The organism is Qipengyuania citrea (genome assembly GCF_009828015.1).
Taxonomy (GTDB): domain Bacteria; phylum Pseudomonadota; class Alphaproteobacteria; order Sphingomonadales; family Sphingomonadaceae; genus Qipengyuania; species Qipengyuania citrea.
Genome location: NZ_WTYG01000001.1, coordinates 208,282 through 229,125, shown reverse-complemented (window position 1 = coordinate 229,125; position 20,844 = coordinate 208,282). Strand labels below are relative to the sequence as shown.

The 20,844-nt window shown below is 59.6% G+C and carries 17 protein-coding genes and 1 tRNA gene; 12 read left to right on the top strand and 6 right to left on the bottom strand.

The window, feature by feature from the left end; translation table 11 throughout:
- Position 1 precedes the first annotated feature (1 nt).
- Positions 2–139, bottom strand: a tRNA-Val gene (locus tag GRI55_RS01070).
- A 45-nt stretch (positions 140–184) separates the two neighbouring features.
- Here GRI55_RS01070 and GRI55_RS01065 point away from each other — a divergent pair.
- Positions 185–1,366 (top strand): tyrosine-type recombinase/integrase, encoded by a 1,182-nt coding sequence (locus GRI55_RS01065; protein ID WP_160765908.1) that lies wholly within the window; start codon positions 185–187, stop codon positions 1,364–1,366.
- Positions 1,367–1,638: 272 nt separating this feature from the next.
- Here the strand turns inward: GRI55_RS01065 and GRI55_RS01060 are convergent, their stop codons facing one another.
- The 5 genes from GRI55_RS01060 to GRI55_RS01040 form a co-directional block, all read right to left on the bottom strand.
- Positions 1,639–2,034 carry a MerR family transcriptional regulator gene (locus GRI55_RS01060; RefSeq protein WP_160765907.1) on the bottom strand — a complete coding sequence of 132 codons (396 nt, stop codon included), beginning with the start codon at positions 2,032–2,034 and terminating at the stop codon, positions 1,639–1,641.
- A 149-nt stretch (positions 2,035–2,183) separates the two neighbouring features.
- Positions 2,184–3,551 (bottom strand): multicopper oxidase family protein, encoded by a 1,368-nt coding sequence (locus GRI55_RS01055; protein ID WP_160765906.1) that lies wholly within the window; start codon positions 3,549–3,551, stop codon positions 2,184–2,186.
- Positions 3,552–3,565: 14 nt separating this feature from the next.
- Positions 3,566–3,832, bottom strand: coding sequence for a hypothetical protein (locus tag GRI55_RS14940; protein WP_160765905.1), 267 nt, complete (start codon positions 3,830–3,832; stop codon positions 3,566–3,568).
- 26 nt (positions 3,833–3,858) lie between these two features.
- Entirely contained in the window at positions 3,859–5,799 is a 1,941-nt protein-coding gene (locus tag GRI55_RS01045) for a cytochrome c/FTR1 family iron permease (protein ID WP_063506154.1), read from the bottom strand.
- Positions 5,796–6,458 carry a cation transporter gene (locus GRI55_RS01040; protein WP_063506155.1) on the bottom strand — a complete coding sequence of 221 codons (663 nt, stop codon included), beginning with the start codon at positions 6,456–6,458 and terminating at the stop codon, positions 5,796–5,798. The genes GRI55_RS01045 and GRI55_RS01040 overlap by 4 nt, the downstream gene beginning before the upstream one ends.
- A gap of 86 nt (positions 6,459–6,544) precedes the next feature.
- On the opposite strand from GRI55_RS01040, the gene GRI55_RS01035 reads away from it, so the two are divergent.
- The 11 genes from GRI55_RS01035 (at position 6,545) to GRI55_RS00985 (ending at position 20,604) form a co-directional block, all read left to right on the top strand.
- Positions 6,545–6,958: a MerR family transcriptional regulator gene (locus GRI55_RS01035; protein WP_050600446.1), complete on the top strand. Its 414-nt coding sequence runs from the start codon at positions 6,545–6,547 to the stop codon at positions 6,956–6,958.
- 330 nt (positions 6,959–7,288) lie between these two features.
- Entirely contained in the window at positions 7,289–7,636 is a 348-nt protein-coding gene (locus GRI55_RS01030) for a hypothetical protein (RefSeq protein WP_050600445.1), read from the top strand.
- A 186-nt stretch (positions 7,637–7,822) separates the two neighbouring features.
- Entirely contained in the window at positions 7,823–8,953 is a 1,131-nt protein-coding gene (locus GRI55_RS01025) for a TolC family protein (RefSeq protein ID WP_228135261.1), read from the top strand.
- 11 nt (positions 8,954–8,964) lie between these two features.
- A complete protein-coding gene (locus tag GRI55_RS01020; RefSeq protein WP_050600443.1) occupies positions 8,965–10,113 on the top strand; it encodes an efflux RND transporter periplasmic adaptor subunit in 1,149 nt (382 codons plus the stop codon).
- A 22-nt stretch (positions 10,114–10,135) separates the two neighbouring features.
- Positions 10,136–13,432: an efflux RND transporter permease subunit gene (locus GRI55_RS01015; RefSeq protein ID WP_050600442.1), complete on the top strand. Its 3,297-nt coding sequence runs from the start codon at positions 10,136–10,138 to the stop codon at positions 13,430–13,432.
- 440 nt (positions 13,433–13,872) lie between these two features.
- A complete protein-coding gene (locus GRI55_RS01010; RefSeq protein WP_050600441.1) occupies positions 13,873–14,244 on the top strand; it encodes a SpoIIAA family protein in 372 nt (123 codons plus the stop codon).
- Positions 14,241–14,870, top strand: a complete 630-nt coding sequence (locus GRI55_RS01005) for a cation diffusion facilitator family transporter (RefSeq protein ID WP_050600440.1) — start codon at positions 14,241–14,243, stop codon at positions 14,868–14,870. The genes GRI55_RS01010 and GRI55_RS01005 overlap by 4 nt, the downstream gene beginning before the upstream one ends.
- Positions 14,867–15,889, top strand: a complete 1,023-nt coding sequence (locus GRI55_RS01000) for a sodium:calcium antiporter (protein WP_050600439.1) — start codon at positions 14,867–14,869, stop codon at positions 15,887–15,889. The genes GRI55_RS01005 and GRI55_RS01000 overlap by 4 nt, the downstream gene beginning before the upstream one ends.
- A 175-nt stretch (positions 15,890–16,064) precedes the next feature.
- On the top strand, positions 16,065–16,952 hold the full coding sequence (locus GRI55_RS00995) for a ZIP family metal transporter (RefSeq protein WP_050600438.1): 888 nt from the start codon (positions 16,065–16,067) through the stop codon (positions 16,950–16,952).
- Complete coding sequence (locus GRI55_RS00990) at positions 16,952–17,911, top strand: cation diffusion facilitator family transporter (protein WP_050600437.1); 960 nt, start codon at positions 16,952–16,954, stop codon at positions 17,909–17,911. The genes GRI55_RS00995 and GRI55_RS00990 overlap by 1 nt, the downstream gene beginning before the upstream one ends.
- A 440-nt stretch (positions 17,912–18,351) precedes the next feature.
- Positions 18,352–20,604 carry a TonB-dependent receptor family protein gene (locus GRI55_RS00985; protein WP_063506156.1) on the top strand — a complete coding sequence of 751 codons (2,253 nt, stop codon included), beginning with the start codon at positions 18,352–18,354 and terminating at the stop codon, positions 20,602–20,604.
- The last annotated feature ends 240 nt before the right edge of the window (positions 20,605–20,844 follow it).

Below are 20,844 nucleotides of genomic sequence, written 5' to 3'. Positions count from 1 at the left end.
ATGGTGGGCGCGGCAAGGATTGAACTTGCGACCCCACCCGTGTGAAGGATGGGAATAACGGAAATCTGCGGTTTTCGAAAAGCGTAAAATCCAATAAAAACAAAGCTTGAAGCTCGTCGGTGTTCGCCGCTGTCCACCCAAGTTTTTCATGGTTTTTTCATGGATTTTAGGATAGCGATTCCGAATGCCAGATTTGAGCCGCATCGGGGATCGTGAAAAGTTGAAACCAAAAGCGGGCGATGAACCGCATTGGCATCGTCTACGCCAAGGCGTCTACCTCGGTTATCGGCCGTCGAAGAAGACGGCTGGCGGCACGTGGTTCGCCAGGTTTTATGACGCGGATAATAATCGCAATAAGCGAAAGCGGCTCGGCGATTATGGCACCTTGTCAGGTCATGATGTTTTTAGACAGGCGAAGGCTGACGCAGAGGTATGGGCTGCCACCGTCGAATCTGGCGGCGAACTTGCCCGCAGCATGGTGACGGTGAGGGATGCCTGCGAAGCTTACCTGGAGCAAAAGCCCGGATCGATTGCCGAAGGCGTTTTTCGACGGCATGTCTATTCCGATCCCATCGCCAAGGTGAAGCTCGAAAAACTGCGCCGACACCATTTGCGGAGTTGGCGCAAGCGACTGGAACAGGCGCCCGCACTGGTCAGCCGGAGCAAAACTGGAGAGAAGCGATGGAAGGAACGAGCTAAGTCGACCGTCAACCGGGATATGGTTCCGTTGCGGGCAGCACTACGGCAAGTGCTGGAGCCCGGTAGACCAGGCAGTGATGCCGCTTGGCAAGAAGCGTTAAAACCCTTCAAGGGCGCCGGCAAGCCTCGTGATCTCTATCTGGACCGGGTTGAGCGCAAGCGGCTGATCGATGCCGTCAGCGATGAGGCGCGACCTTTCGTGAAGGGGCTATGTTTGTTGCCACTTCGGCCCGGTGCGCTCGCAGCTCTGACTGCGCGCGAATTTGATCAGCGCACCCGTTCCTTGATCGTTGGCAAAGACAAGAATGATAGGTCACGTCAGATTTCCCTGCCCAAAGACACGACAGATTTCTTCGCCGAACAAGTCGAGCAAAAGCCACCCGCCTCTTACATCTTTGTTCGATCGAGCGGTAAGGCCTGGGCTAAGGACTCATGGAAGCGCCCTATCAAAGAGGCGACCAAAGCAGCCAATCTGCCAATTGCCGTTTGTGCTTATACGCTTCGACATAGCGTCATTACGGACCTGATCCGCGCTCGCCTTCCTATACTCACCGTTGCACAGTTATCGGGCACGAGCGTCGCCATGATCGAGAAGCATTATGGGCACCTAGTGCACGATGATTCAGAGGATGCACTGTCTACGCTCCTGCTTGAAGATGTAGACTAGCTGTATCGGGCTTCGCGCGAATGATTGTCGTCGTAACCCATCGACAATGAGCAAACCTTGTGCGGAGCCTCGGCCTAGAATTCGCTGTCAGCGCAATCGAATCCGGCGGAGGGATTCGAACGATGAATTTAACCCGCTAATACTGTGAGTCGGGCTACGGATGCTCTCGATTTATACATCCTATAATACCCCCTTTCCCACTCCGTGTCGTCGCGTCCGCTGCAATTGTAGGGTCCGCTGTGCGCCGCAAATTGACTTCCGTGACGTCTCCATCACCGCAATGGCCGCGCCAAACTTTCGACGATCCGGCATTCACCAATGCGGTCTGCCTGGCATGATCGCAGCATGTGCTGGAGTTCGTCTTGCAATGACGTCAGATCGGCGATCTTGCGCGCGACCTCGCCCAACTGGCGCTGGACGAGCTGGTCCACATCTCGGCATGGTTTGTCTTCGTGGTCAGACAGGGCGAGCAGTTCACGCACTTGGGCCATCGTGAACCCTAGCGCCCGGGCGCGTCGCACGAAAATCAACGTTGCGAGATGTTCGTCAGAATAGTCACGATAGTTGCTGTCTGTTCGGTCCGCTGCAGGCAGGATCCCTTCCCGCTCGTAGTAGCGGATGGTTTCCGCCTTGGTGCCGGTTGCTTTCGCCAGTTCGCCGATACGCATCACTTGACCTTGTAGTTACTACAAGGTGCATATGTCATTGCGACTCGAACGTTGCAAGGAGAGCGGCATGGCAAATTCCTGCTGCCTGGTTCTCGCATTGGTGAGGGCCTGGAGGCTGTCGGTGGCAGGTCTTCTGCCCGGCTAATGATTCAGGCTGTGACGGTGAATTGCCCCATCATGCCGGCATCTTCGTGCTCGAGGATGTGGCAGTGATACATGTAAGGCAAATCCGGGTCGGTGTAGTCCTCGAACCGCAAAAGGAGCCGCACGGTCTCGCCCGGATAGACGACGACCGTGTCCTTTAGCCCCTGCTCCGCCGCATCAGGCGGCCGGCCGTTCCGGTCGAGGATACGGAACTGCACATCGTGAATGTGGAACGGATGCGCCATCATCGAGGCATTCTCGACCTGCCAGATTTCGGTGGTATCGACCCGCACTGTCTCGTCGATACGCTGCATGTCCATCGATTTGCCGTTGATGGTAAAACCGCCTCCACGCATCATGCGCATTCCCATGCCCATATCGAGAACGAAACGGCGCGTCCGGACCGCGTCGCCTGGATCGATCTGAGGCAAGGTAGCGAGCTGGCGGGGCATAGCGATCGCCCGCCTGCGGCTTGCGGCCGGCCGGATGTCCAGCACGGTAAAGCGACGCCTTTCATCCATCATGCCGCCCATCATCCCATCGCGACGCTCCCGTTCGCCCATCATCCCATCGCGACGCTCCCGTTCGCCCATCATACCGCCACGGCCGCCTCGGTCGCCCATCATCCAATTGTCCACCGGCCGGTCGGAATCGCGCATGGGCCCGGACCCTCTCATTCGCCGGCCCATATTTCCCATACCCATGATTTCGAGGCCGTCCGCAACCAGCGAGACCGGCCTTCCGTCGCTGACATCGACGATTACCTGCGCGCGTTCGCCGGGAGCGAGAACGACATTGTCGGTTGGCAGCGGCGCGGCGAGCAAACCGCCGTCGGTTCCGATCTGATGGAAGCTGCGGCCATCGTCGAACCCGAAACGGTAAAAGCGTGCGTTCGAGCCATTGACCAGGCGCAGCCGAAGGCGATCAGACTTTGCTTCAAAGACGGGTTCGACGATGCCATTGACCAGCATCGTATCACCCATCATCCCCATCATCACATTGTGCATACGTGTGGAGTAAATGAGGCTTCCATCGCTCGCGAAAGCGCGGTCCTGAACGACCAGCGGTATATCATCGACGCCATAATCGTTCGGAAGGTCGAGCGCTTCGCTCGCGCTGTCGCGGACGTAGATCATTCCGGCCAGACCCTGATAGACTTGCGGCCCCGAGCGGCGGTGCGCATGCGAATGATACCAGAACATCGATGCGCGCTGGCGGACATCGAAACGCGCGGTCCAGCTGCCTCCCGGCTCGATCGGTTGATGCGGTCCGCCATCGGCGCGCGCCGGCAGATGAAAACCGTGCCAGTGGACGGTTGCCGTTTCGGACAGATCGCTCGTGACATTCATCCGCACCGTGTCGCCCGCGTACATCTCAAGCGTGGGGCCTAGATAGGATTGGTTGATACCGATGGTCGGCGTTTCGAGCCCGTCAAAAATTGCGAGACGCCGTGGCGCAGATTGAGATCGAAAACCCGCTCGCCACTATCTCGTTCGCCTGAATAAAGAGGAGGAATGAGAAGTTGCGAGCGTGCCGTTCCCGAAGCAAGCGTTGCTTTCTTGCCTATCAATAGGTCGCGCCCGGCATATGCGGCTATCCCCAATGCACCTGCGCCAAGCATCGCACCGCCAAGAATGGAACGTCTGTCGATCATATCGCTTTCCTGCGACCGGAGCGCCGCTAGCCGGATTCGGCTTGCGGCGTCCGCACTTGCAGGCCTTTCGTTCTGTTGCGCCAATAACCCAGCGTGATCAGGGCGAGTGTGAGGATTTGCGCTGCCACCGGCTCGAGTGCTGGTGCAATGCCCAGAATCGGAACGCGGGGCAGGTCCGGAAGCGGGGTGATGCCCAGCAGACCGGCTTCCTGGAGGCCCGAAATGCCCTTCCCGGCCAGAACGACGGCAAGAATGCCGATCAGGATCGAGCTGTACGCGAAGAAGGTTCCGATCGGCAGTCGGCGGCTGTAGCGCAGCATCGCCCAGGCGATTAGTCCGAGCAACACGACTGCGGAGGCGGCGCCGCCGAGAATTGCGTCGGCATGCCCCTGAGTCCAGAGCGCCGCGAAGAAGAGAATCGTTTCAAAGACCTCCCGATAAACCACCAGAAACGCCAGCCCGAACAGAAACCATGCGGACCTGCGCGAGAGAGCGTGCTGCATGGTTTTCTGGATATAGCGTTGCCATTCGCCGGCCTGCGACTTGCCGTGCATCCAAATACCGACCGACAGCAGGACGAGCGCGGCAAAAAGCGATCCGAACCCCTCTACGAGTTCACGGCCTGCTCCACTTATGCCGATCAGGTAAGTCGCTGCCACCCAAGTCAGGCCACCGGCGACAAGGGCCGACAGCCATCCGCCATGGACGAAGGGCAGAACTTCCGTTCTCTCGGCCTTGCGCAGGAACGCGATCATCGCGATCACGATCAGCAATGCCTCGAGCCCTTCGCGCAACAGGATCGCAAAGGCTCCTGCGAATGCCGACGCCTCACTGGCATTGTCCGGGGCGAGGACCGTCTCGGCGCGGTAGAAAAGAACGTCGAGCGCATTCACCCTTTGGGCGACGGCGGCCAGCGGATCCCCGCGACCTATTGCCGCTCGAAGCTCCGCCATGCCGGTTTCGACAGATGCGAGCAGGTCTGCATCGCGCGTGCTTAAAACGGCTTCCAATGGTTCGAAGCCATCCAGATAGGCCGAGAGTGCGAGTTCGCGCGCTTCGGCCTCATTACCCGCTTCGTAAGCGGCAAGACTTTGCTGCAAGCGTTTGCGTGCCAAAGCGAGTGAGCCGGTCGTATCGCTCGCCATGGCTTCGGGATGAGCCCGCAAATAGGCCATAACGGCATCGGCACGCTCGGTGCTGATCGCCTCGCCAAGGGTTGCCGGCGTAAGGCCGGATAGAGCGGCGAGGTCAGGAATACGCGCCCGGATTTCCGGATCGTCGTTCCAGATCCGTCTGCCGCGCTCCACATCCTCAAATGCGATCGACCCTGAATAGTAGGCCAGGCTCCAGCGATCTTCCGCCCCGAGATCGGAAAAGCCCGGCATGGCCGTTCCCTCCAGACCCTGTCCAATGACCTGGTAGAGCGCGAAAGCGCTTCGCTCGCGGGCACGGACGACGTCGTCGAACGCGATTGGCGGGGGATCGAGTCCCTCTGCCGCGGGGCCGTCGCCTCCTCCGCTCACGCCATGACAGCTTGCGCAGTTCTGGGCGTACAGCGCGGCACCTCGCGCGAGGTCGGGTGCCGCCTCGGGAGCAAGCGGAACGGGAAACGCCGCGATCAGCTCGCTTGCCAATCTGCGCGCGTCTCGTGCGACGACAGCAGGCTCCACCTTCGTCGAGATTGACTCGACGAGAGCCTCTGCCTCCGCAACCAGCTGGGCACGGTGCGCGTTTGCGGGCAGGGCAGCCATGCGTTCGGCTACCGAGGCAGAAAATTCCTGCATTTCGGCATACTCCAGCTCGTTCGTGACTTCACCGCCGCTAACGGCTTCGGTGTAATCCACGGCGATGTAATCGAGCAGGCGCCAGGTCGTCTGAACCGCGTCATGCGTGCCTGCAGAAGCGGGCATTGCGACTGCGATCGACAGGAAAGCGATCAATTGGACCGCAAAAGCACGTAGCGTCATTTGGAGGCGGCCTTTCCGAGAGCCGAAACATGCTGCGCGCGAAGTTCCTCGGTGGCACGCCGGACAATAAGATAGGCCGAATGCAGGAAGATCAGTGCGATCACCGCTGCGACCAGCAGATCGGGCCAGGCTTGCCCGGTCCAGGCGACCAGGGCAGCAGCGATGATCACTCCGACATTGGCGATCGCGTCATTGCGGCTGAACAGCCAGATCGCGGATACATGTGCGTCGCCTTCGCGAAACCGCATCAGCACAAGCGCCGCCGCGATGTTGACTATCAAGGCTGCGACGGCGATCCCGCCCATCAAGCCGGCTTCCGGCGCGACCGCGTTAAGCGATCGCCAGACCGCCAGACCGATCACTCCGAGGCCTAGTACGCCCAGAAACAGCCCCTGTGCCAGCGCGACCCGGGCGCGCGTGCGGGCAGTCCACGCAAGAGCAAGGATGCCGATGAGCGTGATCGATCCATCGCCGATGAAGTCGAGAGCGTCGGCCTTGAGCGCTTGGCTGTCCGCCAGAAACCCGCCGAAGGCCTCGAAAACGCCAAAGCCCAGATTGAGCAATACGACGATCCAAAGGGCGCGGCGATAGGCGGGGTCTGCGCCTGCTCTTTGCGTATCGCCTGTGCAGCCGCAATCCGATGTTTCGTTATTCGACATGAGGCATTAGGTAACACCTCTAGCAACTGTAGGAGCAAGCCAAAATTGCGAATGGTTCGCGGTTTCGGAGCTGGAGGAGTGAGTTCATGCTTATCGGAGGTCTTTCGAAGGCGACGGGCACCAAGGTCAATACGATAAGGTTTTATGAGGATATCGGACTGATGCCCGAAGCCGCGCGTACGGCAGCGGGGCAGCGAACCTACAAAGAGCAGGACGTCGAGCGCCTTTCCTTTATTCGGCATGCTCGAAAATTGGGGTTTTCGATCGATGAAACACGCTCGCTTTTAAGCGTGAAGGCGAGACCGGATCAGAGCTGTGACGAGGCGGGTGACATCGCTTTGCGGCACCTTCGAGCCGTGGACGAGCGCATCAGTCGGCTACAAGCGCTTCGTTCCGAACTGAGAAGTGTGGTCGCGGCCTGCACGGGCGGCGAGGTTTCCGAATGCAAAATCATCGAAACGCTTTCTCGAAACCCAGCCGCCTCTTCCGCGGGTCGCTGACGCGAAAGCTATAATGGGACTATGGACACCGAACCCAGACAGCAAAAAAAGTGCTTGCACCTCCAGTCGCTGGAAGCGTTATCATCGTGATAATCCAGATTCTGATGTCGTGATCTAGGATTGGATGGCTGATTATGACGGAACTTGGGTAATTTGAATATTAATCAGCTTTCGCCTTATAAGAACGCTGCATTCATTCCATGGAATTTGGTCGAAAAAGAAACTACTCGAACAATATTCATTGTCCGGACGCTTCGTGACAATATCACATTACAGCAACCGAGAAGATTTTTGTTTCAACTTTCGTTTCACCTTGTTAGGGGCCACAGGATGTTCGATCTGAACGCCTTGATTCCCGTCAGGATTGTCGCCGCCCTTTTGGCGGTCGCAGCGCTGATGGCGTCTCCGGCGGTCGAAGCAGCGCAATGTGCGGACGAGCTGTCAGAAATAGCCTATTCGGTCCAGATGTTCGACATTGATGCGGACGAGAGCCCGCAAAACGAAAGCCCGGAGCAGCAGGAATGCGCCCACGGGCATTGCCATCACGTCGCCGCAGCACTGAAATCGAAGCTTTTAAACGACATGCCCGACCGGCTTAACATCACGGTTGGGTCGCATATGGCCGAAGAATTATTCGGCGATGCGAGCAATTTACCCAAACGCCCTCCTCGCGCCTGACGACCGTCACTGCGCTGCTTGACGCAGCGCATTTCGATTTGTCAGCAGAGAGAGTTTTGAAAAATGCCAGCCATCAAATGGCGAGGGGCCCTGATAGCAGGGCTAACCCTCGCCGCAATTGTCACGCCTGTGGCAGCGCAGGAGCGGGAGCTTCTGACGCTCGACGAGGCGTTGGGCCGGACAGGCGTGGTTGCCGAACCCGCTAACACCGAGTTAAACCCGCGCATCGTCGGCCCTCGAGCGGAAGCCGAGGCGGCGCAGGCTCTTGTCGGACAGGCGCGGTTGCGGCCCAACCCTGAAATATCGCTCGAGGTCGAGAACATCGCCGGGAGTGGGGCCTTCTCCGGGCTAAGCGCCACCGAATATACGCTTGCTGTCGGACAGCGGCTCGAACTTGGAGGTAAACGCGGCACACGCGTCGAGGCTGCCCGGGCGCAGGCACAGCTGGCGGATCTGCGGGCTGACCTTGCGGGGGCCGAACTCGGATTTCTTGTCCGTGAACGCTACGTAGCAGCGGCTGCAGCAGCCTCGCGCGTCGAACTGGCCCTCGATGTGGTTGAGCGAAACGAAGAGCTCGCCCGCATTGCCGGTCTCCTCGTAGAAGTCGGGCGCGAGCCCCCGCTCCGTGCTCTTCGGGCCGAAGCGGCCTTGGCGGAAGCGCAAGCCGAACTTCAGGCCGCCGAAGCGACAAGTCTTGCAGCCCGAACGGCCCTCGCCTCGCTATGGGGCGATCAGGGGGCGCCGCCGCTTGTTCCGAGCAGGTTCCCCGGGATCGAACCGCCCGGTGCTGTAATGGCGACAGCAAGCGGTCTGCAATTGCGAGTGGCGCGTGCGGAAAGCACCGCCGCCGCCGCCGAGATCGATCGTGAGCGCAGCCTGCGCATTCCCGATCCCGTCGTTTCCGCCGGTGTTCGACGCTTCGAGGAAAGCAATGACAGTGCCTTTCTTCTCGGTGTCTCGATCCCGCTTCCCTTCTTGAATCGTAATCAGGGCAATATCGCTGCAGCCGAAGCAAGGCTGCGCGCCGCCAATGCTCGCGAGGCTGTAGCGTTGGCCGATTTCGAGCAAGCCGTGACGCGCGCACGATCGCAATATCTTGCTGCCGAAGCGCGCGTCGAGACGCTTTCCACGACATCACTCCCCCAGGCCGAGGAGGCTCTTCGGCTCGTCCGCATCGGTTATCGCAATGGCCGTTTTCCGTTGATCGAAGTGTTGAGCGCAGCCGAAGCGCGCGATGCCATTCGCGAGGCGTTGATTGCTGCGCAAGAAGACCGGGGACAAGCTGCCGCCGAACTGATCAGGCTGGCCGCACAATGAGGAATACCAAAATGAACCGCAAAAGACTGGCGATCATCGCCGGAATTGTCATACTTGTTTCGGCCTTGATGCTGATGTTCTGGCCTGACAGCCAGGTCGACACCCACGCGGACGAAGAGGTCGCAGAGACAGAACTGCCCGAGGGGCTCGTGCTAATCGAGCAAGAGCAGATCCGCACCGCCGAGATCGAGGTCGCAGCGGTGCAAACGGGTGCCGCTGTCGAACTCGTATTTCCTGCAACGGTTGCGGCAAGTCCGACCGCCAGCGCACGCATCGATGCACGGGCTTCCGGTGTCGTGCGCAGCGTTGGCAAGACGCTTGGCGATTATGTCCGGCAGGGCGAGACCGTCGCTCGGATCGAAAGCGCCGATGCGGCTGCACTCGCTTCCCAGCTTAGTGCCGCCCGCGCCCGCGTAACCGAGCTTTCGGCGGCCTATGAACGGGAGCGCCGGCTATTCGAAGCCAACGTGACCGCACGCCAGGATCTCGAAGCGGCGCGCGCCAATCTTGACGTTGCCCGTTCCGAACTGAACCGGTCGCAGGCGGCCGTCGCCGCGGCAGGCGTGAGCGGCGATGGACGCTCGCTCGCTGTCACCAGTCCGCTTTCGGGCCGTGTGACCGCCGCTCCAATCGTGCTCGGCTCGTTCGTCGACGCCGGGGAGGAGCTTTACAGCGTGGTCAATCCCAGCGGCTTGCAGATCGAGGTTGCGCTGCCTTCCGAAGATGCTTCACGCATCCAGCCTGGCGACGAGGCTGCGTTGATCCTCGGCGATGGAAGGGAGATCGGCGCTCGCGTCCGGTCGGTAACGCCTTCGCTCGATGCCGAGAGCCGTAGCGCGACAGCGGTTCTTACCTTGACGCGCGCCGTTCCCGGTCTGCAGCCCGGATCGTTCCTTCAGGCGCGTATTCGCCCCTCGGGCGAATTGGACCAGAGCCGTATCGCGGTACCCGAAGATGCTGTGCAGGTGCTCGAAGGACGCGATGTTGTCTTCGTGCGGACACGACGCGGATTTCAGGCTCGGGAGGTCGAGATCGGCAGCCGGTCTGCCGGAATGGTGACGATCCTCTCCGGGCTCGAGCCCGGTCAGCGGATCGCGACTGCCAATGCCTTCCTGTTGAAGTCCGAGCTCGAAAAGGAGGGCGCAGAACATGGCCATTGATCAAACCACGGCATCTTCTCCCATGTCTTCGGACGAAGGTAGCCACCGTCACGGCCCGATCGGAGTCATCCTCGATGTCGCCGTTCGTTTCCGCTGGGCGATCATCGTCCTGACCGTGTTCGCAGCGATCTACGGAGCGTTCAATCTGGTGCGCCTGCCGATCGACGCGGTTCCCGACATCACCAACACGCAGGTCCAGATCAACACCAGCGCTGCCGCGCTCTCACCTTCGCAGGTCGAGACGCAGGTGACCTTCCCCATCGAAACCGGACTTGCCGGGATCGAAGGCCTGGAGATGACACGATCGATTTCGCGCAACGGCTTCAGCCAGGTCACCGCGATTTTCGAGGAGGGCACCGACCTCTACTTCGCCCGGCAGCAGGTGAACGAACGGCTCGCGCCGATTGGCGCTTCATTGCCCGAAGGAGCGGAGCCTACCATGGGGCCGATCTCCACCGGCCTTGGCGAAGTGCTGATGTATACGATCGAGTATGAGCATCCCGGTGGCAAGGGTGCGACCACTGGTGGCCGCACAGGCTGGCAGTCCGATGGCAGCTTCATCACCGAACGCGGCGACCGCCTCGAGAGTGAGGTGGCTAAGGCGGCCTATCTGCGCACTGTGCAGGATTGGGTGGTCGCGCCGTTGATGCGCTCGATCGACGGCGTGGCCGGCGTGGATTCGATTGGCGGGTTCGAAAAGCAATTCCTTGTTCAGCCCGATCCGGCACGTCTCACCGGCTATGGCCTGTCATTCGACTCACTCATCGATGCTCTAGAAGCCGCCAATCTGGCGGCAGGCGCCAATTTCGTCGATCGTGCCGACGAAGCCCTGCTTGTCCGCGTGGACGCGAGGCTGGGCAGCATTGCCGACATCGAAGAAGCCGTCATTGCGACCCGCGAGGGCGTGCCCATCCGCATCGGCGATGTGGCCGATGTGGAGATCGGCGGCGACCTGCGAACCGGTGCTGCTTCACTGAACGGTGAAGAGGCGGTGGTGGGAACCGTGTTGATGCGCGCGGGCGAGAACAGCCGGACCGTTGCGGCTGGTGCTGCCGAGAGACTTGAAGAGGTCCGCGCATCGCTTCCGGACGGAGTTGTCGCTGAGATTGTCTACAATCGTTCCTCACTAGTCGATGCGACGATCTCCACCGTCGAAAAGAACCTGCTCGAAGGCGCATTGCTCGTGATCGCCGTCCTGTTCCTCTTGCTCGGCAATATCCGCGCCGCCATAATCACCGCACTGGTCATTCCCGTTTCGATGCTGATGGCAGCGGTGGGGATGAACCGGCTTGGTGTCTCAGGTAATCTGATGAGCCTGGGCGCGCTCGACTTCGGGCTGATCGTCGATGGTGCGGTCATCATTGTCGAGAACAGCGTCGCCCGGCTTGCGGCCCGGCAACATCGCGAAGGACGCTTGCTTACCTTGGGTGAGCGGCTGACCGAAACGCGTCTCGCAGCGCAGGAAATGATCAAACCGACCGTCTACGGTCAGGCGATTATCTTCCTCGTCTTCGCGCCGCTGCTGACCTTTACCGGGGTCGAGGGCAAGACGTTCTCGCCCATGGCGATCACGATGATGCTCGCGCTGGCTTCGGCCTTCGTTCTTTCATTGACCTTCGTGCCAGCGATGATTGCGGTCCTGCTCAACAAGAAGCTGACCGAAAAGGAGGTGAAGCCCATTCGCTGGGCCAAAGAGCGCTACGGTCCCGCCGTGCGCAAGGTCATTGCGCGGCCCTGGCCGATGATTGGTGCCGGGGTTGGTCTCTTCACAGTAGCGGTTTTTGTGTTCGGCTTTCTGGGCAGCGAGTTCACCCCGCAGCTCGATGAACGCGACATCGCGGTGCAATCCTTGCGCATCCCCTCGACATCGCTCGAACGCTCGCTGGCGATGCAGCGGCGGGTCGAAGACCGGCTCGAAGAGTTTCCCCAAGTTGATCTTGTGTTCTCACGGACGGGCACGGCCGAAGTCGCCAGCGATCCAATGCCCCCCAATGCTTCGGACGCTTATGTCATCCTGAAGCCTCGCGACGAATGGCCCGATCCCGATTTGCCGAAAGATGAGCTTGTTGGTGAAATGGAAAGCGCGCTCGGAGGCCTCATCGGCAATCTCTACGAGTTCAGCCAGCCTATCGAGCTGCGCTTCAACGAGCTGATCGCCGGTGTGCGCGGCGATGTCGCGGTCAAGCTCTACGGCGATGACCTCACTGCGCTCACCGAAGCTGCGGGCGAGGTCGCGGGCGTGCTTGGAGGTGTCGAAGGCGCCGCGGACGTGAAGGTGCAGCAGGTGACCGGCTTTCCTACGCTGGACATCGCCTTCGATCGCCCGACCATCGCGCGCTATGGTCTGACCGTCGAGGAAGTGGCACAGTCGGTTGCTATCGCGCTCGGCGGGCGGCCAGCAGGACTGGTGTTCGAGGGCGATCGCCGTTTCGATGTTGTCGTGCGCCTCGAGGATGCTACGCGCGACGATTTCGACCAGCTCGGCGCGCTCCCGATCGTGCTTGAAAACGGGGTCACCGTTCCTTTGCGGACATTGGCCGATTTTCAGGTCGTCGATGGCCTTGCCGAGGTTCGGCGAGAGCAGGGCCGAAGGCTTGTGATCGTCTCGGCCAACGTACGCGAGCGCGATCTCGGCTCCTTTGTTGAGGAAGCGCAGGAAAGGGTTTCGACCGGCGTCGATATGCCGCCGGCCTCCTTCATCGAATGGGGCGGACAGTATCAGAACCTGCAGGAAGCGCAGGCGCGGCTCACCATCGTCGTCCCGATTGCCTTCGCTCTGGTTCTCCTCTTGCTGTTCATGGCTTTGGGTGGATGGGTTCCAGCGCTTGCCGTGTTCAGTGCCATTCCCATGGCCTTGGCTGGCGGGGTGTTCGCTCTGGCGCTGCGAGGCTTGCCATTCTCGGTGTCGGCAGCGGTCGGCTTTATCGCGCTTTCCGGCGTGGCGGTGCTCAACGGTCTCGTCATGATGACCGCGATCCGGCAGCGACTCGACAGCGGGATGTCACTGGATGAGGCGATTGCCGATGGCGCGCTGGCGCGACTGCGACCGGTGCTCATGACCGCGTTGGTGGCGTCGCTGGGTTTTGTGCCGATGGCGATTGCCACAGGAACAGGTGCTGAGGTGCAACGTCCCTTGGCTACGGTGGTTATCGGCGGGCTGATCACAGCCACTGCGCTCACGCTGTTCGTTTTGCCAGCGATCGCTCGCCTGGTACTCGATGATGGCAAGGAGAAGCGAAGCTGGCGCCAAAGATGGTGGGACCGCCTGCGTCGCAACGTCACGCCTGAGGAACGTAAAGAACTTCGGGATGTTACTTGAAGGGGAGGGCTAATTGAAGTTAGCTAGGTCAATTTGTCTGCCTCAGATCGCTTCGGGACTGACAAGTCTCGAAGCGATCCGGTATCGGACTCAATTGCGGGCGCGCGGAGCCTCGGCAGAACGCCCGGCTGCGATACGGGCACGGCGTGGGTGTTTTTCGCCGATGGCTTCTATGCAGAGGTGCAACCTTCGGACGGTGATCTGTCCGCTGTCGGCATCTGGCGCGATGAGGGTGAGGCCATCGCATATACCATGACCATAAGCCCTTCGAACGGCATGCGCGGCCAATGCAAGTGCGCCATCTTACGATCGAAGATTGTAGCCCGGGACGGCCCTTCACCTGCAACTATCGAGGTTTCGAGCGCATCTTTTACCGCTGTCCAGAGGACGCGCCAAAGCCGCTCGACGGTCGCGCGGAACATTCAAGAGGAGAAATCGCCATGCTCACCGCAATCGAAGATAACGGTCTGTTGCTCATCAGGGCGGACGGAACGCTTTCCGATAGCGACTATGACCGCTTCGTTCCGTTTTTCGAGCGCGTCGCGGCGCGAGTTCCTGGGACGGTTCCGATGCTTATCGAACTTGCTCCCGACTTTTCTGGCTGGGATATGGGCGGTCTCTGGCGCGACCTGAAATTCGATGCGAAGCACAAGGACAGCTTCGGCCGGATCGCGATGGTCGGCGATAGTAGTTGGGAAGAGTGGGGCACCAAGCTTTTCGATCCGCTATTCCGCGCGGAGATGAGGTTTTTCACACCTGTCGAGCGGGTTGCCGCCGAAAGCTGGGCGAGAGACGGAAGGAATGCGTCATGAGCGGCGAAGGCGAACTCAACCTCGATTCGGCCGAAAAGCGCCGCACTCTCTGGATCGTTTTCTGGCTCAATGTGGCGATTGCGATAGGGTTTTTCATCACCGGGGTAATCGGCGATTCCAACGCGCTGATTGCCAATGGGCTCGACAATTCGTCGGACGCGATTGTCTATGCATTGAGCCTGCTTGCGCTCACCCGCTCCCGGGTCTGGAAGCGCGGAGCCGCGCGTTTTTCCGGGGTCATGCTGCTTGTGTTCGCAGGCGGTGTGATTCTCGATGCCATCCGGCGCTTCATGGAGGGTTCGGATCCGATCGGCGGCGTCATGATGGTGATGGCGCTGGTTGCCGGTGCGGTGAACCTCTGGTGCCTTTACCTGCTGAAACGTTTGCAGAATAAGGATGTCAATTTACGTGCAGCCACCACGTTCAGTTTGAATGATTTCGTTTCGAACGGCGGGATTATCATAGCGGGTATCGTAGTGTTTTTCACCGGATCGAATTGGCCCGATCTCGTCGTCGGGATCGGTGTGGCCTGCATAGCGATCTACGGCGGCATCGAGATCCTGCGCGATGCGCATATGGACATCCATGAGGAAGAGGGCACAGAGCACGAGGGCTGGCGCAAGTGATCGCGGTCTGGGCAGCGGTTCTCCTCGCCGCCGTCTGGGCCGCTCATTGGGGCGCGGAACGCCTGTCCGCACCGCTCAAGAAATTACGCAAGCAATGGGGGTTCTCCGTCGCGGCGGGGGGCTCCTTTTTAGGTCTAGCCGCCGCTTCGCCAGAGATGGGCATCAATGTGACGAGCGCTGCTCGTGATGTGTCCGATATCGGCCTTGGCGCCATGCTGGGTTCGACCGTTCTGGTGATTCCGGTGATCGTGACGACCGCTTATCTGGCGACCCGTAAAGGGGCCCTTGAAGGTGCTGACAAGGAGCACAAGAAGCATCGTCGTGATCATTACGTCGCGGTCGATAAGGGGGCTCTTACCGTCCAGGCGCTGCCTTACCTGGCGATCCTCGCGGTCTTCGCTCTACTGACGCTTCCCGCCCCTTGGCGCGGGTTGCAGCCGATCGATGGATGGCTGCTGCTGATCGCGTATCTCGCCTATCTCCTTCAGGCTCTCGTTCGGGGCCGAGAGAAGGGAGAGGAGGTAGAGTGGAGTCTAAAGGAGAAATGGATGGCCATAGCGGGCGTCGGCGCCCTGGCGGTCGGGGCCTACTTCACCGTATTCTCGACCGAAAGGATCGTGAGCGCACTCGGCATCCCGAATATCGTCGGCGGTCTTTTCATCACTGCCGCCGTCGCATCGCTGCCCGAGGTGTTCACGACCTGGAGCGTCGCGCGCTCCGGTCAGGTGACCTCCGCCAGCACAAGCGTGATCGGCGACCATGTCGTGACCATGACGCTCGCCTTCATCCCGCTCACCATCATCGGAACGCCGATCGAGAATTTTCAACTCTTCTGGGTCAGTCTCGCGTTCGTCGTGCTGATGGCCGCGCTATACGCTCTCTTTCTTTCGTTGGGAGACGAAGAGAAAAGAGGCTTTGGTCGATGGCACATCTTCGCGTTCTGGGCAGCCAATGCGGCTTTTATTGCCGTAATATTCCTGTGGGTGAAGCCTTTGCAAGTCTCCGGAGGAGCCGGATGAGCAATGACAACCGAGATCAGGGTGAACGGAGCGGCCATAGCCACCGCGAAGAGGATCATGACGATCAGCCCTTGCTTATGAGGACATCTCCCCGAAAAGATTTTGATGGAGATTTGCCTGTCGCGCGGAAGAAAGTCGCAGACGAACTTCCGGCGGTACGGGGTTTGAAAAGCTAATGAGCCTTTTCGACACTATCTTTGAGACACAAAGCCGATCGCATGTTTTGCTTCTTGCGATATTCGCAAGCACCGGCTTGGTCGTAGGGACGTTGTGGGTCGAACGTGTGGGGGCGGGATTGCGCCGGTCCGATCTGTTGTATCCTGCTGCTGCGGGCGTTCTGTTTGCGACCGCTGCGCTAGCGGTTACGCCGTTCGTCCAATCGGCAGTCGACAGCTGGGCCATCCCTGTGCTCTTTTTGCTCGGTGGAGGAGCCTATGTTCTTCTGTGCAAGGCAGCCGGCTATCTCAGAGGCCGTTTCGCGGACGGCAAAAGAAAGCAGCATGATCATGACGAGGATTTGTCCAATGTTGCTGTATCGTCGATCTTCTCCATCGTCGATCTGATCGGCTATGGTTTGACCCTCGGTATTGCAGCAGCCGCTTCCGTGACTTTGGCAATAGTCACCGCGGCAGGGTTGGCCATGGCGAATGTCTTGGTCAGTCGTCAGATTGGCTCCAGGTTCATAGCCGCTAGCTCAAGCCGAATGGACCGCATCGCGCTACAGGTCGGTCTCGCTCTGGCCTTCATCGGTTCTGCGCTGTTGGCATTCTGGATGGTACACAGTGTCGATAGTTTCGGGCTGCCTTGGCTCCTCACCGTCCTTGCAGGGTTGCTCCTGGCTGCGGCGGTAAGAGCTTTGCTTCTTCATCAAGCGGCACACACAGCGGGGCACTTCAAATCGCTTCTTGTTTTTCTCGTCGGGTTCGCCCTTCTCGCACTCATTTTCGCCGGGCTTGATGAATTATCAGACGCGGTGGATCTTCCGAATTCGGGTTTGGAGCATCCCGCAGAGCGACCGGCAGTCGCGTTTAGCATTGAACCCTTCACAATGGGACGCGAGTAATGGAGCAATCCCACGGTCACGCCGGACATAGTCACGGCGAAGAAAATCTCAGCGATCGCCAGCTGATCTTTGCAGTGGCGATCAACGTTTTGCTTACAGTTGCCCAAATCATTGGCGGGATCGTCTCAGGGTCGCTCGCGCTCATAGCCGACGCCTTGCACAATTTCAGCGATGCGGCTTCGCTTGGCCTGGCCTGGTTCGCGCGCAAAATCGGGCGGCGACCCGCCGACAAACTTATGACCTTCGGTTATGCGCAAGGCGAAGTCGTCGCCGCACTCATCAACCTCACGACGCTGCTTATCATCGGCTTCTACCTGTTGGTGGAGGCAATCAACCGGTTCGCCGATCCCCAACCGGTCGAGGGATGGACCGTCATAGGCGTGGCGGGCATAGCGCTGGTCATCGATCTGGTGACTGCCTTCATCGTCTATCGCGGTTCGCATGACAGCATCAACATGAAGGCGGCCTTTCTGCACAACGTCTCCGATGCTCTCGCGTCGGTCGGTGTGATCGTTGCTGGCGCGCTGATCCTGCTATACGATCTCTACATCGCGGATCTGATCATCACCCTAATCATCGCCGGTTATGTCATCTGGCAGGGGGTGACCCTGATGCCGCGGACAGTCCGGCTCTTGATGGGCGCGGTTCCCGACGAGCTGGAGTTTGATCGGATCGTTTTGGCACTCGAAAAGTTGGATGGGATCGACGGAGTACATCATGTTCATGTTTGGTCGATCGGCGAGCATCACCGGGCGCTGGAAACGCATGTAACCCCTGAAGGCGCTTCACTTGAGCAATTCGAGAAAGTGAAGGGCCGGGCTAGGTCGATGTTGAAAGAAGAATTTCAAATTGAGCATGCGACATTCGAAGCGTGCTTTGAAACGGACTGCGAAGCCGATCTCGTTCCCGCGCATCAAACCGCACATCCGCATGAAGTTGGCGGACCCCATCAGCCTTAGATTTGTGTGCGTATTCGATGACGTCTGCAGACCACGATAATTGCTGAAAAACCGGAAACCCGGGCCGTCAAAGCTCGGCCGCAAGGTTTGGGTGCGTACGAGTGTTCGTTGAACAACCCTAACTCAGGCTTGCGAGGATTGTCGGGCTTGCCATCGGCCTGGCCCTGCTCGTGCAAAAAGGACCGCGCTGCGCAAGGTGTTAAATGCGTTGCAGTTGCTCGGTTACAAAGGAAAACAGCCGACCGCAGGCTTACTCTTTGAAGCTCAGGTAAATCACCACATCCTTGCCTCATCGGTGTCGCAAATCCCCCGCGCTGCGCTGCACAGCTACGCGCACGAGCGCTACCGAGAAGTTTTCCCAAAGCGTGTTTTTGCTCTTGCGAGGCAATCGCAATAAGGTTAGGGCCCGGATTTCCACACTCGGAGAACAGGAAGTTTTTATGTATCGTACTACCGTCTCGTCCCTCGCAATCGCTTTGTCCGCACCGGCGGTGGCACAAGAGACTACCGGGCCTGATGACGGAGAGGTGCGCGCCGAACAGATTGCAGACGAGCGCCGGGAGAATCCGGTGGATTCGATCATCGTGGTCGGCGGCCGGATCGATCCCTACCGTATCGCGGGATCGGCCGATCTTATCGACAGCGAGGATCTGCGCCGGTTCGATTACGGGGATGTAAATCGCGTCCTGCGGCAGGTCCCCGGCATCAACACGCAGGAGGAAGACGGGTTCGGCTTGTTCCCGAATATCGGTCTGCGCGGCAGTCCGGTCGAACGTTCGAGCAACATCACGCTCATGGAAGACGGCGTGCTGATCGCGCCTGCTCCCTATGCCGCGCCGGCAGCGTATTATTTCCCGGCCATCGGGCGCATGCAGGCGGTCGAAGTCACGAAAGGGGCCGCCGCCATTCGCTATGGGCCCCGTACGATCGGCGGGGCGGTCAATCTTCGGTCGACCGACATTCCGGCCGACGGGCTGGCTGGCTACGCTTTCGGGCAATACGGGTCGCGCGACTATTATCAGGGACAGGCCTGGGTCGGTGGAGACACGGACTACGTCGGCGCGCTGCTTGAAACCTACCAGCAGGGCAGCGACGGCTTCAAGACGATTGATGGGCTTCCCGACGCCGACACCGGTTTCGAGCGACAGGATTACCGTGGACGCTTGGCTGTTCACACAGCACCGGACGCGCCTGTCGAGGCGCGACTGGAATTCGTCTATGGCCGATCGGACCTTGAAGCCAACGAGACGTACCTTGGACTTGCCGACACCGATTTCGCCGCGGAGCCCTATCGTCGCTATGCGGCAAGCCAGCGCGACGCTTTTTCCGGTGAGCACGATCAATATCGCGTTACCGGCAGCTTGGCATTTTCTGACGGAACGAGGATCACAGCTACGCTGTACCGGAACGACTTTGCCCGCAGCTGGTCCAAGCTCCAGGATATCGACTTCGACGGCGATGGCAGCTTCGATTCAATTAGCTCGGTTTTCGTTAATCCAGAGGACAATGCCGGGGCGCTTAGCATCTTGCGCGGGGCGGATAGCTTCGAGGGCGCGGTTCGCATACGGAACAACAACCGCGTCTATCGCAGCGAAGGCGCTCAGATTTCGCTTGAGCGCCCCTTCGAGATGGGCGGCGCGAGGCACAACCTTGCCGTATCTGTCCGCTACCACGAGGATGAGGAAGACAGGCTGCAAAACGAGGAATTCTACTCACAGATCGGGGGTGATCTCGTCTTCGAACGGCAGACCGATCTTGGTCAGCAAGCCAACCGGGAAGCGAAAGCAAAGGCGATCGCGTTCTATATCGAGGACCGGATCGAGATCGGTGCCCTGACACTGACTCCCGGCTTGAGGTATGAAGGGATTGACCTGACCCGGCTCGACTATGCCGGGTCGGACCCGGATCGCTCAAATGGGCCGACACGTGTCCGTCAGACCAATATTGATCAGTGGTTGCCAGGTCTTGGCGCCACCTACGAGTTGGGTGATGCCATATTGCTGGCAGGTGTGTCGCGCGGTTTCTCACCTCCCGGTCCAGGCAATCCTGATGCACGGGCCGAGGAAAGCTGGAACTACGAAGCCGGGGTCCGCTATCGGAGCGACAAGGTCCAGGTCTCCGCGATCGGCTTCTACAACGACTACTCGAACCTTCTGGGCAACTGCACTCAATCCGTGGGCTGCAGCGTCGGTGATATTGGCGATCAGTTCAATGGCGGCGCGGTTACGGTCAAAGGGCTGGAACTGTCGGCGGCGGTTGAACCTCGCCTTTCCAATTCGGTCTCGTTCCCGCTCTCGCTTGCCTACACGTTCACGGATGCAGAATTCGACAGCAGCTTCGACAGCGAATTTTTTGGCGACGTAAACGAAGGCGATGACCTGCCGTACATCGCGCGCCATCAGCTCTATGTCGAAGCGGGGGTAAACATGGGACGTGCGGCGGCTACCGTTGGCGCCAACTACGTTTCCGAGTTGCGCGACAATCCAGGAAGCGGAGCCGTTGCTGAAAACGAGAGGATCGATGATCGCATCGTCTTCGATATTGCGGGAAGTTACGCGCTGACTGACAAATTCTCCCTGTTTGCGCGCGTCGACAATGTTCTCGACAATCAATACGCCGTGAGCAGGCGCCCGTTCGGTCTGCGACCAGGGGTTCCGCGGCGCATTGTGGGTGGTGCTCGGGTCAGTTTTTAAACTCCGCGTGAGGCTTTTGGCGTTGATGTTCGCGCCCCCTTCATTTTGCGTGCTTGGAGGCGAGAACTGAGATGAAAGCTGACCCTAGATCGAATGCCAGACGGGATTGGGCAGGGCGGAACTCCCCACCAAGACTGTTGCGGACGCCTGGGGGTGAGCTCGTCCGCGAATCCTGGTTCTCGAACGACAATCGTATCCCTGAAAAGTCGACCGGTGTTTTCAGTATCAGGGATTCGTCGC